General features: G+C 46.1%; 13 protein-coding genes. 12 read left to right on the top strand and 1 reads right to left on the bottom strand.

The window, feature by feature from the left end:
- Nucleotides 1-35: 35 nt before the first annotated feature.
- A complete protein-coding gene (locus ACFG4S_RS13790) occupies nucleotides 36-455 on the bottom strand; it encodes a hypothetical protein (protein ID WP_392535330.1) in 420 nt (139 codons plus the stop codon).
- Between the two features lie 271 nt (nucleotides 456-726).
- Between ACFG4S_RS13790 and ACFG4S_RS13795 the strand changes: the two genes are divergently transcribed.
- The 12 genes from ACFG4S_RS13795 (at nucleotide 727) to ACFG4S_RS13850 (ending at nucleotide 12,623) form a co-directional block, all read left to right on the top strand.
- Nucleotides 727-1,320 carry a DsbA family protein gene (locus tag ACFG4S_RS13795; RefSeq protein ID WP_392535331.1) on the top strand — a complete coding sequence of 198 codons (594 nt, stop codon included), beginning with the start codon at nucleotides 727-729 and terminating at the stop codon, nucleotides 1,318-1,320.
- Between the two features lie 185 nt (nucleotides 1,321-1,505).
- Nucleotides 1,506-4,283 (top strand): PAS domain-containing protein, encoded by a 2,778-nt coding sequence (locus ACFG4S_RS13800; RefSeq protein ID WP_392535332.1) that lies wholly within the window; start codon nucleotides 1,506-1,508, stop codon nucleotides 4,281-4,283.
- An 8-nt stretch (nucleotides 4,284-4,291) separates the two neighbouring features.
- Nucleotides 4,292-4,921 carry a response regulator gene (locus ACFG4S_RS13805; protein WP_392535333.1) on the top strand — a complete coding sequence of 210 codons (630 nt, stop codon included), beginning with the start codon at nucleotides 4,292-4,294 and terminating at the stop codon, nucleotides 4,919-4,921.
- Between the two features lie 206 nt (nucleotides 4,922-5,127).
- A complete protein-coding gene (locus ACFG4S_RS13810; protein ID WP_392535334.1) occupies nucleotides 5,128-5,685 on the top strand; it encodes a DsbA family protein in 558 nt (185 codons plus the stop codon).
- Between the two features lie 99 nt (nucleotides 5,686-5,784).
- Nucleotides 5,785-6,597 (top strand): alpha/beta fold hydrolase, encoded by an 813-nt coding sequence (locus tag ACFG4S_RS13815; protein ID WP_392535335.1) that lies wholly within the window; start codon nucleotides 5,785-5,787, stop codon nucleotides 6,595-6,597.
- Nucleotides 6,598-6,653: 56 nt separating this feature from the next.
- Nucleotides 6,654-7,262: a Dps family protein gene (locus ACFG4S_RS13820; RefSeq protein ID WP_392535336.1), complete on the top strand. Its 609-nt coding sequence runs from the start codon at nucleotides 6,654-6,656 to the stop codon at nucleotides 7,260-7,262.
- A 116-nt stretch (nucleotides 7,263-7,378) separates the two neighbouring features.
- Entirely contained in the window at nucleotides 7,379-8,950 is a 1,572-nt protein-coding gene (locus tag ACFG4S_RS13825; RefSeq protein ID WP_392535337.1) for a GMC family oxidoreductase, read from the top strand.
- Nucleotides 8,951-9,142: 192 nt separating this feature from the next.
- Nucleotides 9,143-9,682, top strand: coding sequence for an SgcJ/EcaC family oxidoreductase (locus ACFG4S_RS13830; protein WP_392535338.1), 540 nt, complete (start codon nucleotides 9,143-9,145; stop codon nucleotides 9,680-9,682).
- Between the two features lie 133 nt (nucleotides 9,683-9,815).
- Nucleotides 9,816-10,565 (top strand): glucose 1-dehydrogenase, encoded by a 750-nt coding sequence (locus ACFG4S_RS13835; RefSeq protein ID WP_392535339.1) that lies wholly within the window; start codon nucleotides 9,816-9,818, stop codon nucleotides 10,563-10,565.
- Between the two features lie 19 nt (nucleotides 10,566-10,584).
- Nucleotides 10,585-11,235: an MOSC domain-containing protein gene (locus tag ACFG4S_RS13840; protein ID WP_392535340.1), complete on the top strand. Its 651-nt coding sequence runs from the start codon at nucleotides 10,585-10,587 to the stop codon at nucleotides 11,233-11,235.
- A 57-nt stretch (nucleotides 11,236-11,292) separates the two neighbouring features.
- On the top strand, nucleotides 11,293-11,640 hold the full coding sequence (locus tag ACFG4S_RS13845; RefSeq protein WP_392535341.1) for an alpha/beta fold hydrolase: 348 nt from the start codon (nucleotides 11,293-11,295) through the stop codon (nucleotides 11,638-11,640).
- Nucleotides 11,641-11,735: 95 nt separating this feature from the next.
- Nucleotides 11,736-12,623, top strand: coding sequence for an IS982 family transposase (locus tag ACFG4S_RS13850; protein WP_392535975.1), 888 nt, complete (start codon nucleotides 11,736-11,738; stop codon nucleotides 12,621-12,623).
- Nucleotides 12,624-12,650 lie beyond the last annotated feature (27 nt).

Here is a 12,650-nt window from a genome sequence, read left to right on the forward strand (position 1 = left end):
GAACCGACGTTCAGCGGCCGGTTAGCCGCAGCAAGTCATGCCACCCGATAGAACTCTTGCGCCTGTAGGAGGGCGATCCCGACCGAGAAGTCGGCGAAGTCGCAGTCACATAGGGCGATGTACTCCAACGCATCCTGTGCCGGGTCACTGCCGTGGGCGTGGAGGAACTCCTTGGTCTGCTTCAAACCCGCTCCACATAGGAACTGGACATCAATCCCGCAGTGTGTATCGAAGTTGCAGGACTTCGCCTCCCAAACCAACAGGGAGTCTTCGACCACACCCAGCGAGAAAAGCTGGGCGCACAGGAGGCGCATCAGGAACTGGTCGCCGACCTCATTGGCCTCAAGTCGGATCTGCTCACGCAGTGCGGCGACAATCGCCGGGCGGTCGGCGTGCTTCGCCGGGAGCCCAAAGCGCCTCAGCGCCTCGTTGACACCTTTCCAACCGTCATCCATCACGCTGCCTAACTATTTATTATGCGGAAACTTTCTATATAACATTTTAGTCTGTGAGGCAATCAAACCTGAGTTTGATTCGTTTTACTCCCTCAAATTGACTCATCATCAATCATTTTGTTGATTAAAATACAGACCCGGAATTGACGACAAGCCTAAGCAATTATCATACATTAACCTCATATAAACGACTATCAGAGTTTAAGGGAAGAGATTTCAGAATGCACGGGCTGAATCTCTTCTCCTCAAAGATTTAGCATGAGGATTTAAAATGAGCGATGCTATTCCTGGCGACACTTGCGGTAACTGCCAAGCAGAGTGCAATCAATTAATTGTACCTCCTTCTGAGCAAGACCATCGACAAGGATCGTTGAATGCTCGCGTTGTACTTGTTGAGTATGGCGATTATCAGTGTCCCCAATGTAGTGAACTTTATACCTCAATTCAGGCAATTCAACGCCAGCTTGAGGCGACCTTATTCGGGAGAGATTCTCTATGCTTTGTATTCCGACATTTTCCTCAACTTCAAATCCATCCTCAAGCTCAAAAGGCAGCAGCAGCGACAGAAGCAGCAGCAACACAAGGGCAGTTTTGGCAGATGCACGAGATGTTATTGAAGCATCAGCAAAAGCTAGAAGATGGGTATTTAGCAGAATACGCTGACAATTTAGGGCTTGATGTAACTCAGTTTATTCGAGACATTGCCCAAAAAGTGTATGTCGATCGCATCAATCAAGACATTGCTAGCGGAATGGAGAGTGGAGTAGTTAACACTCCAGCTTTATTTATCAATGGTGTGCGTTATAGAGACGCTTTAGAGCTTGAGCCACTACTTGTTGCGATCGTTGCAGCTTCTCATGGCTAGTAATTCGCCAAGTTCACTTGGCGGGGGAAAGGGGAAAGGGAAAAGGGGAAAGGTTTTAAATCCCTTACCCTTTACCCCTTACCCTTTACCCCGCCCTCACCCAGCATTTTTGGGTTGGCAAACCATTAGTATTTTCGTCAATAGACTAATCGTGCGCGAACTGCCCTAAATGAGGAATCTGATTGATGAGCAGTCTTCTCAAGCAAGTTGTAGCTCAAGTTTCCAGAACGGTGCCATTGCAGACGGTTTTGATTGTGCCGTTTGTGCTGCAAACTTTGGTGACAGTCGGCTTAGTGGGGTATTTTTCCTTCCAAAATAGACAGGAAGCCATCAACGATCTCACCAGTCAACTGCGGCGCGAACTGACGAACCGGATCGAAGGCAAACTACAAACCTATACCGAGATACCCCATAACATCAATCGGCTCAATGCCAGCACCTTCGCTCAGGGAAAAATTGACCCTAGCGCAGTCAAAGGTGAGTTTCCACTCTGGCAGCAAATTCAGATTTATCCAATGGTGAGTGATATCTACTGTGGCGATCGCAAAGGTTCTCTTCTAGGGGTGCGACGTAGCCCAGCCGATCGCTCAATTGAACTGCGGTCGAGTAATGTTGCTACAGATCGTAAACTCTACGGCTACAGCCTCGATCGCAATGGTCAGCGAGACCAGTTAATCAGTCAAGGCAACAAAGCCTTCGATGCGCGGGTTCGTCCCTGGTATAAAGCAGCAGTGACGGTAGGCGAACCAAGCTGGAGTGGAATCTATGCCGACTTTGCTAGCCAGTTGCCAACGATCACCGCCAGTACGCCTGTCTATAGCACTGCCGATCGATCGCTGTTGGGAGTCTGTGCCACCGATGTATTTCTGCCTAATGAAATGAGCCGTTTTTTGGCTAGCCTGCAAATAGGCAAGACAGGCATCGCCTTTATTGTAGAGCGATCGGGGCAACTGGTTGCCACCTCCACCGGAGAAGCGATCGTAAGTGGTGGGGCGGCAGCAAATCGATTGTCCGCAGTTGAGAGCCGTAACCCTACCGTGCGAACTACTACTGCCTATTTGCGCGAGCATTTCAGCGATTTGTGGCAGATCCAGACTGCGGAACAGCTTGATTTTAAGTTCGATGGTAGGCGGCAGTTGATTCAGGTGATGCCATTCAAAGATACTCGTGGGCTAGACTGGCTGATTGTCACGGTGTTGCCTGAATCCGATTTCATGGCCAAGATTAATCAAAGCATCCGCACGACGATTCTGCTTTGTATTGCGGTTTTGCTGCTTGGCATTGCGATCTGCATTTTGATTGCCCGATGGATCGCTAAACCGATTGTCAGCGTCAGTCAATCGGCAAAAGCACTAGCAGACGGTGCATGGAATCAGACGGTAGAAATTGAGCGATCGGGCGATTTGGGCGAACTGGCTCGATCGTTCAACCAGATGGCACAGCAACTTCAAATCGCATTTGCCAAAATGCAGTCTTTAAACCAGACCCTCGCCCAAAGTGAAACCCGCCTCCAGAAAATTTTAGAGTCGGTTCCGGTAGGAATTGTAGTTATGGATGCAACAGGTCGCCCTTATTACGCGAATCAGAAGGCAATCCAACTCTTGGGCAAGAGCGTGCTGCCGTCTGTCACCCCAGAGCAAATTGCCGAGGTCTATCAACTCTATGTGGCAGGAACCGATCGCCCCTACCCAACCGAACAACTGATGATTAGGCGAGCGCTAAACGGCGAACAGGGCAGTGTGGATGATATCGAAATTCATCAGGGGAATCGCATCATTCCGATCGAAAGTTGGGGAACTCCAATTTTTGATGAGTCTGGCAACATTCTGTATGCGATCGCAGCCTTTCAAGACATCACCGAACGTAAACAAGCAGAGAAGCTTTTAGCAGAATACAATCGCACCCTAGAGCAACAAGTTGCAGAACGAACGACAGCATTGCAGGCAAATGAAGCAGAGCTACGCGGTGTCTACGAGGAGCTTCGCTTACAAGAGCAGGAATTACGACTGATTGCCGACGCTCTACCCGTTCTGATTAGCTATGTCGATGGCAATCGCTGCTTTCAATTTATCAACCGTACATATCAGGTTTGGTTCAACCGTAGCCGTGAGGAAATTCTGGGCAACCCTGTTCGCCAACTGCTCGGTGAGGCGGTTTATGAACGGATTGAGCCGTATATTAATCAGGTGTTTGCAGGGCAAACTGTCCCTCTAGAAGCAGAAATCCCTTTTCCTGATGATAAACGGTGCATTAGCGCGACCTTTATTCCTGATTTCGATGACAATGCTCAGGTAAGAGGTTTCTACAGTCTCATGACAGACATTAGCGATCGCAAACGAGCTGAACACACTTCTATCTTAGAAGAGCGTAACCGGATGGCGCGAGAAATTCATGATACACTAGCTCAATCTTTCACAGGTATTCTGCTTCAAGTTGGAGCAGTAACACAAGTGCTGGCGGATGACCCAGAAGCAACCCAAGTACATCTGGAAATGATTGAGGAACTAGCACGCGCTGGGCTGGCAGGGACACGGCGATCCGTATCAGCACTCCGTCCGCGGCTACTAGAAGAAGGTAATTTAGAGAGCGCCTTGCATCGTATTGTGGCTCAAATGCGAGCAACGACCGACACGGCTCTGATTTGCGAAACTCAGGGTATAGCTTATTCCTTATCAATCGAAGTAGAGAACAACTTACTCAGAATTGGGCAGGAAGCATTAACCAATGCGATTAAATACGCAAGTGCTGGCGAAATTCGGGTTGAGTTAGTGTACAACGAAACACAGTGTATCTTACGGGTTAAAGACGATGGCAGGGGCTTTGGAGTAGGTAGTACTCCTTTGAGCGGTGGGTTTGGCTTATTAGGAATGAGCGAACGGGCAGAGCAAATTGGCGCACAACTATTGATTCAAAGCCAACCGGGACAGGGAACAGAAATTATTGTCACCATCAATCGAGTGTGAGAATTACAATGAGCCAATCCACTACGATTCGAGTGCTGATTGTTGACGACCATGCCATAGTCAGAAAGGGTCTAGCAACCATCATTAACCGCGATCCAGAAATGACCGTGATTGCTCAAGCTGAAGATGGGCAACAGGCGATCGAGGCGTTTAGAGAATACCAACCTGATGTCACACTAATGGATTTACGAATGCCCAAAATGGGGGGTGTTGAAGCCATTATGGTTATTTGTACTGAATTTAAGCAGGCTCGAATCGTGGTACTCACAACCTACGATGGCGATGAAGATATCTATCGCGGTTTACAGGCAGGCGCTCAAGGCTATCTGCTTAAGGATTCTAAACTTGGCGAGCTTTTGAATGCGATTCGCGCCATTCATAATGGTCAGAAATACATTCCGCCAGAAGTGGGCGCAAAATTATTGCAGCGAATGACCAATCCAGAACTGAGTGAACGAGAGTTGGAAGTGCTGCGTTTAATGGCACAAGGAAGGGGTAATCAAGAAATTGGGACTGCTTTGAGTATTGGTGAAAGTACCGTCAAATCCCATGTAAATCGGATTTTAAGCAAACTGGGAGTGAGCGATCGCACCCAAGCCGTGATTACTGCTGTTAAGCGTGGGATTGTCAGTTTGTAAGCTGTACTCAAGTTTGTATCCAAATTCCAACTTTAGTTGGAGACAACGTTCCACTACGAGATGAACAGGTTCATCCATCACTAGATTGTATAAAAATGTCAACTCAGAGTGGACGACAAGAGAGGGTCAATTGTCTATATTAAATCCATAGCAATGTTAGCGCAGTTGGGTTGTAAGGCTTAAGTTTGCTTAATACAAACCGAAACATGACTTACAACCGTGATAATCGTCCTTTATTCGTTCTGCCTTCAACCCAAGATCATATTCAAGGTGTACTGAATGCTGCTGTAGTATTCGTCATGTATGGAGATTATGAATGCTTTCAAAGTGCCAACGTCTATCGATTGATTAAAGTTGCCGGACAGCAATTGAAGGTTTCGTTTGGAGAAAACAATTTAGGTTTTATCTTCCGTCACTTTCCCCAGAAACAGATTCATCCACATGCTCAACGGGCAGCGGAAGCAGCAGTTGCAGCAGCGGCTCAAGGGCAGTTTTGGCAAATGCATGAAATATTGTTCATTCATCAACAGGAATTGGGAAATGGCTATCTAGTCGAGTATGCCAATCGTTTAGGACTTGATATTTCTCAATTTTTGCAGGATTTATCCAAGGGAGCGTATGTCAATCTTATCAATGCGGATATTGAAGGTGGACTGCGAAGTGGAGTGGAGGCTGCGCCCGCTTTGTTTATTAATGGAATTCGCTATCTCGATCGCTGGACTGTTGAGCAGATAATGGCAGCCATTGTTGCTGCAAATGATTAAGGTTTTTGATGCTTATCCCAACAAGTATTTCATAACTTCTATACGGACGACAAGAATCAGAGATTTCAGCAATTTAGCAAGAATAAAGAGGCGATCGCAATGATGGTTTTTACATGGAAAAAAGTTCAAAAATTGTTGCTGTGGTTATTTGCATTAAGTGTTGTCGTTGGAATATCAATGCATCCAACACCAGCCACCTCCAAGGAATTACCTCAAGCGTCCAGCTCTAAACCTGCGATCGTTCTCGTTCATGGGGCTTATGCTGACGGTACATCATGGCAACACGTTATTCCATTGTTAGAGCAGGATGGCTACAGAGTAACTGCTGTGCAGATTCCGCTCACTTCTCTTGCTGATGATGTGACAACGACGAAGCGGGTGATTGAGAGTCAGAAGGGTTCTGTTGTAGTAGTTGGACATTCCTATGGTGGAAATGTAATCACGGGTGCGGCGGCTGGCAATCCACAGGTGAAAGCTCTGGTTTATGTTAATGCTTTCGCACCAGATATCGGTGAAAAGACGAGTGATTTGAATAAAAGATACGCAGCACCTCCGATTAGTACGGCAATTGTGTCTGATACTGCAAACTTCCTCTATGTCGATCGCGGGAAGTTTCACGAATTTTTTGCCCAAGACGTATCGAAGGCTGAGGCGCGAGTGATGGCAGCAACCCAAAAGCCGATCGCCAGTGCCGCCTTTGAGCAATCAGTGAGTGAAATCGCCTGGAAAACGATTCCCTCCTGGTTTATTGTGACTCAAAGCGATCGCGCCATCAACCCTGAACTTCAACGATTTATGGCTAAACGGATTAATGCTAAGACAACCGAAGTTAACTCCAGTCATGTTCCTTTTATCTCTCATCCCAAAGAAGTTACCAAAGTGATTGAAGCAGCCAGCACTGCTGTGAAGTAATCGTAATTTTAAGAGAAGCAGTTTCTCGGTACATACAAATAGAACAGACCTAATTATTGACTCTAGGAGATGCGATCGTGCCGACTCAAAATACAGACATCACTGAAGTCGATGGCAGTCAACCCTTACTGCATCAACATGGATATGAAATTCAGCAGTATGGTACTCTTCGTAATTTGCCAATTGTTCTCAACCCCAGTGCCCGCAGTGAAAGCTGTGTTTTAGTCAATCAAATTTTGGCAGATACGATTATTCTCTATCACCTTTACAAGAAACATCACTGGTTGATGCGCGGACATACGTTTTATCAACTGCATCTGTTGCTTGACAAACACGCCAGCGAACAGATTGAGTTAATTGATGCACTGGGTGAACGAGTACAAACACTAGGAGGCGTGGCGATCGCTGACCCGCGTCATGTAGCAGAAGTTACTAAGATTAAGCGTCCGCCCAATGGCGTTGAGGAAGTACCCGTGATGTTGTCGCGGTTACTGGAAGCCCACGAGTTAATCATTGGGGAATTGAGAGTAGCGATCGATAAAACAGCAGCGAATCAAGATAGTGGTACTAACGATTTATTAGTGAGCCAAGTCCTGCGAACCAATGAGACGCAAGTTTGGTTTCTGGCAGAGCATTTGGTGGATACACCATTGGTACGCAGTTAAAGTCAGCAGATCGGGTGTTGTAAATGAATAACTAATAGTATTTCAGCGATCGCTCTTTAAATCAGTTCATTCTTGACTCCATTTATCCATTGTAGATAACAGAGGAAGAGAACTTTATGACTAATTATAATTACATTGTAATCGGTGCAGGGTCAGCAGGTTGTGTGGTTGCCAATCGTCTAACCGAAGACTATGACACAACAGTGTTACTCCTAGAAGCGGGCAACCCAGCTACAAAACCAGAAATTCAAATTCCGGCGCAATGCTTTAACCTAATAGGCTCTGAAGTGGATTGGGGTTACGTTTCTGAGCCGGAACCCTTCTTGAATAATCGCAAAATGTTTTGTTCCCGTGGCAAAGTCTTGGGGGGCAGCAGTTCGATTAATTTCATGATGTATGTCCGGGGCAATCCTCAAGATTACAATCGCTGGCAGGAATTAGGAAATCTCGGTTGGTCATACTTTGATGTCTTGCCCTATTTCAAGAAATCGGAGTGCCAGCAGCGAGGCGCGTCAGAATTTCACGGAGTTGATGGGGAGTTGAGCGTTACCGATTTGATTTCCCCTGCTGTGGTTTCCCAAAGCTTTGTAGATGCCTGTGTGTCAATGGGATACAACTACAATCCTGATTTTAATGGTGTACAGCAACAAGGGGTAGGACTCTATCAGTTGACGGTCAAGGATGGTAAACGGCACAGTGCTGCTGCTGCTTTTCTTATACCCATTTTTCATCGTCGCAATTTGACCGTAACGACAGGGGCATTGGTGACGCGATTGATGTTTGAAGGTACTCGCTGTGTGGGAGTGGAATATCTGCATCAAAGTAGGCTTCACCAGGTCAGAGTCAACCAGGAAGTGATTTTAAGTGCAGGCGCATTTGATTCGCCCAAACTACTAATGCTTTCTGGTATTGGGGATGCAGAATATCTGCAAGCGATGGGAATTTCTGTCGTTGCAGATTTACCGGGAGTTGGTCAAAACCTTCAGGATCATATTCTCACTTGTGTCGTTCAAGCAGCTACTCAAGATATACAGCCTGCCATCACCAGTAATGGAGTTGAAGCCGGATTATTTTTGCATAGTAAAGGGAATGTCGAGGCTGCACCCGATTTGCAGTTCTTTTTCGGCCCCATTCAATTCTTGTCACCTGGTTATACTCCTGCTGATTTTGGATTTACGGGTGCAGTCTCTCTTACCCGTCTCCAAAATGTTGGCAGCGTCAGCTTACGTTCATCTAATCTCAACGATCCACCAACCATTCGGATGAACTATCTGCAAAATCAAGCCGATGTGCAGAAGCTGGTTGAGGGAATTAAATTAATCCGCCAATTGTTTCAGAGCAATGCCTTCAATGAGTTTCGTGGCAAAGAAATTGCTCCAGGTTCCCATATTCAAAGTGATGCAGCTCTCGAAGCTTACATCCGAGACACTTGCAGCACAGTGTGGCATCCGGTTGGCACTTGCAAAATGGGTACTGACCCAATGGCGGTTGTCGATCCTGAACTACGAGTACATGGAATTGAAGGATTGCGTGTTGTGGATGCGTCTATCATGCCCACTATCACCACGGGAAATACGAACGCACCGACCATGATGATTGGCGAAAAAGCAGCAGATTTAATTAAAGCGAAGTATACCTCACAAAGCATTGCCAATAAACTTAATGTCCAAGTTCAATCGCATCTCTAGCGAAATTGGTGACGAAATCCTGGGTATACCTGGAGATATCCCTTAGAGCTTGTCACGAAACAATCTTGCCTTTTTTGAGTTAGAAATCCTTTCTCAGTAAGCTTTCTAGATAAAAAATTGTAAAAGTTGTTTCATAACACCCTCTATGCCGCTTAAAAACATATCTATCACTTAAAAGGAAAACTCAAAACTATGACTTCACAAACAGCTCAAACCACCCCTACTGCTGACGAGTCGGCAATCCGTGCTTTCTATCGCCAGATGATTGATGCTTGGAATCGAGGTAGCGGCGAAGGCTTCGCTGCCCCGTTCAGCGAAACTGCTGATTTCATCACGTTCGAGGGCACGCATCTCAAGGGTCGAAAAGAAATCGCTGCATTTCATCAGCAAGCGTTCGATACAGTTGTCAAAGGAACACGCCTGGAGGGTGAGGTGGATTTTGTCCGCTTGGTGAACTCACAACTCGCGCTCATGCTCGTAGTTATCAGGGTAATACTGCCCGGACAAACCGAAAGTTCACCGTCACGAGATTCGCTGCCGCTATACGTCGTAACGAAAGGCGACGAAGGTTGGCAGATCGAAGGGTTACTCAATACCCGGAAGTTAACGCTAGAACGTCAATTCTTCTTAGACGACTTTGACTCACTAAGCGCAGAGGCTCAACGTCAAGTGACCGACCTCGTTTCAAGTCTCAAGCAGCCTCATCAAGCAGATCAATCAAAGGAGATGTAAGGAATGGCACGCTTGTTAAGATACAAAAGGCGATCGCCCTTGCTCCCCAATATCGGCTGACTATTCTTCCTCCTGACTCCGCTCTCTATTAACAACTTACCGCTTTAAACCCAACAATCAAAGGATTAGCATAATGAGAAAACTAGAAGGAAAAATCGCCCTTGTCACGGGTGGCAACAGTGGTATAGGTCTTGCCACAGCCAAACAGTTTGTTGCTGAAGGTGCCTATGTCTACATCACGGGTCGTCGCCAAGTCGAACTGGATGCTGCTGTCGAAGCCATTGGTAAAAATGTTACGGCTGTGCAGAGCGATGTTTCTAATCTGGCAGACCTCGATCGTCTGTTTGCCACCATTAAGCAAGAGCAGGGACACCTCGATATCATCTTCGCTAATGCTGGCGTTGGACAAATTGCCCCACTTGGAGCAATCACTGAGGAACACTTTGACAAAACATTCAACGTAAATGTCAAAGGTTTACTGTTCACTGTACAAAAGGCATTGCCACTGTTGCCAGAAGGCGCTTCTATTATCCTGAATGCTTCGATTACTTCTATAAAAGGTACGCCAGCTTTCAGTGTTTACAGCGCCACCAAAGCCGCAGTGAGATCATTTGCTCGGAATTGGATACTCGACCTCAGAGAACGCAAGATTCGGGTGAATGCCATTAGCCCTGGTGTGGTTCCGACTCCTGGTTACGATCATTTGGGACTGAATGACCAGCAGTTGCAAGAATTCGTGGACAGCCAAGCCAGCACCATCCCACTGGGACGAGTCGGCACACCCGATGAGATTGCCAAAGCGGTTGTTTTTCTGGCTTCAGATGACAGCAGCTTTGTGAACGGCATTGAGTTGTTTGTTGATGGCGGTATGGCACAGATTTGAAGTCCAAAAGGAGTTAAAGATGAAGCTTATCTCTGTTAATGTTGGCCTGCCGCGTGAAGTGACCTGGAAAGGAAAACCCATCCGCACTGGAATTTTCAAAGAGCCAGTTAATTCGAGAGTGATGGTGCGTGAACTCAATTTAGATGGCGATCGCCAAGCGGATCTCACCGTTCATGGCGGAGTTGACAAAGCAGTTTATGTCTATCCCTTTGAGCATTACGACTACTGGCGAAGCGAATTGCCTGACACAGAGTTAACGCCAGGAATCTTTGGTGAAAATTTCACAGTTACAGGATTGAGAGAAGAAGAATTAAACATTGGCGATCGCTTCAAAATCGGCAGTGTGGAACTAATGGTGACTCAACCGCGCTTACCCTGCTACAAACTAGGGATTCGCTTTGGGCGATCGGATATGGTGAAACGATTTCTCGCCAGTCGTCGCACCGGATTTTACTTTCGGGTTTTGCAAGAGGGCGAAGTGGTCGCTGGAGACACTTTAGAGTTGATGAGTCGAGATACCAACAATATTACTGTTGCTGATATCACTCAGCTTTATGTTCGTGAGCGAAACAATCCAGAGTTACTGCATCGTGCAGCTCAACTGAAAGCCTTACCCGAAAGCTGGCGGGACTACTTTCAGGAGCAGATTCGTCGTCAGGATATGAGATAGATCGATCTGTCGTAAAACGCCATCATGTCACTTTTATCACTTACAAGGAGTAATCCTATGACGACATATCGCACAGTTTCCATCGATGGTTTAGATATCTTCTACCGTGAAGCGGGTTCCCGTGATAATCCAACGATTTTGCTATTGCACGGCTTCCCAACGTCATCTCACATGTTCCGTAATCTCATACCAGCACTTGCTGATAAATTCCATCTCGTTGCACCTGATTATCCTGGCTACGGCAACAGTTCGATGCCAACTATAAATGAGTTTGATTACACGTTCGATCGCTTGGCTGAGATTGTGGAAAAATTCATTTCTGCGATCGCTCTCAAAAAGTACAGCCTCTATGTGATGGATTATGGTGCGCCGATTGGCTATCGGATTGCCGCTAAATATACGTGAGTTCGACGGGCTGAATTGACCATAGTTACTGGTTAGGGCTTCAATAAAAGAGGTGGCGATCGTGTAATACTGTTATGGCGTATCTACAATCTCGCTTGGATATCACAAACGTTTTTTGCGACTTAGACGACTTCTGCCAAATTTTTGAATCAGGATGGAAGGAAGCACACCTACCGCAGATGGCAGGAGAGAAATTAAGCAAGTGTCGAATGTGTTTGAGCGAGATCATGACTATCGTCATTGCATTTCATGGATCTGGGTATCGCACATTTAAAGATTTTTATACATTGCAAGTTCTACCTCATTGGAAGAATGCCTTCCCGAATCTAGTCAGCTACAACCGATTTGTTGAAATCATGCCTTGGAGTCTAATGGCATTGTGTTGTTATCTACACAGCCGTCGAGGAAATACTACTGGGATTAGTTTCATTGATTCAACTCCGATTAGTGTTTGCCATAAGTGTCGTGCAACCTCACACAAGGTATTTAAGGAATATGCTCATTGGGGTAAGAATTCTGTTGATTGGTATTTTGGTTTCAAATTACACCTAATTATCAATGAACAGGGGGAATTAATCGCTTTTAAACTGACCTCAGCTAATGTTGACGACCGTGCGCCAGTTCCAGATATGACACAAAATATTGTTGGTAAATTGTTCGGTGATCGAGGTTATATTTCACACAAACTTTTTGAGGAGCTTTACGAGCGAGGTTTACAGCTAATCACAAAGCTCAAAAAAAATATGAAAAATAAGTTGGTTCCCTTGATGGATAAAATCTTGCTCCGTAAGCGGGCTGTAATTGAGTCGGTCAATGACCAACTTAAGAACATTTGCCAAGTCGAACACTCAAGACACCGCAGTGTACTCAATTTTATGGTTAACCTTTTAGCTGGACTGGTCGCTTACACCTACCAAGAGAAAAAACCTTCTTTAGATATTAACCCTAAAGGTTTACCTGCTTTGCCTGCTGCGGCTTTTTAGGTTCGTCGAACTCACGTTAAATATCCA

It is taken from the genome of Nostoc sp. C117 (genome assembly GCF_043099735.1).
In the GTDB taxonomy this organism is placed as follows: domain Bacteria; phylum Cyanobacteriota; class Cyanobacteriia; order Cyanobacteriales; family Nostocaceae; genus Nostoc.

Excerpts from the sequence above, each read along its gene's own strand:
- ACFG4S_RS13800 (WP_392535332.1), top strand. The coding sequence starts at position 1,506 with ATGAGCAGTCTTCTCAAGCAAGTTGTAGCTCAAGTTTCCAGAACGGTG.
- ACFG4S_RS13825 (WP_392535337.1), top strand. The coding sequence starts at position 7,379 with ATGACTAATTATAATTACATTGTAATCGGTGCAGGGTCAGCAGGTTGT.
- ACFG4S_RS13795 (WP_392535331.1), top strand. The coding sequence starts at position 727 with ATGAGCGATGCTATTCCTGGCGACACTTGCGGTAACTGCCAAGCAGAG.
- ACFG4S_RS13790 (WP_392535330.1), bottom strand. The coding sequence starts at position 455 with ATGGATGACGGTTGGAAAGGTGTCAACGAGGCGCTGAGGCGCTTTGGG.
- ACFG4S_RS13805 (WP_392535333.1), top strand. The coding sequence starts at position 4,292 with ATGAGCCAATCCACTACGATTCGAGTGCTGATTGTTGACGACCATGCC.
- ACFG4S_RS13835 (WP_392535339.1), top strand. The coding sequence starts at position 9,816 with ATGAGAAAACTAGAAGGAAAAATCGCCCTTGTCACGGGTGGCAACAGT.
- ACFG4S_RS13840 (WP_392535340.1), top strand. The coding sequence starts at position 10,585 with ATGAAGCTTATCTCTGTTAATGTTGGCCTGCCGCGTGAAGTGACCTGG.
- ACFG4S_RS13845 (WP_392535341.1), top strand. The coding sequence starts at position 11,293 with ATGACGACATATCGCACAGTTTCCATCGATGGTTTAGATATCTTCTAC.
- ACFG4S_RS13815 (WP_392535335.1), top strand. The coding sequence starts at position 5,785 with ATGATGGTTTTTACATGGAAAAAAGTTCAAAAATTGTTGCTGTGGTTA.
- ACFG4S_RS13830 (WP_392535338.1), top strand. The coding sequence starts at position 9,143 with ATGACTTCACAAACAGCTCAAACCACCCCTACTGCTGACGAGTCGGCA.
- ACFG4S_RS13810 (WP_392535334.1), top strand. The coding sequence starts at position 5,128 with ATGACTTACAACCGTGATAATCGTCCTTTATTCGTTCTGCCTTCAACC.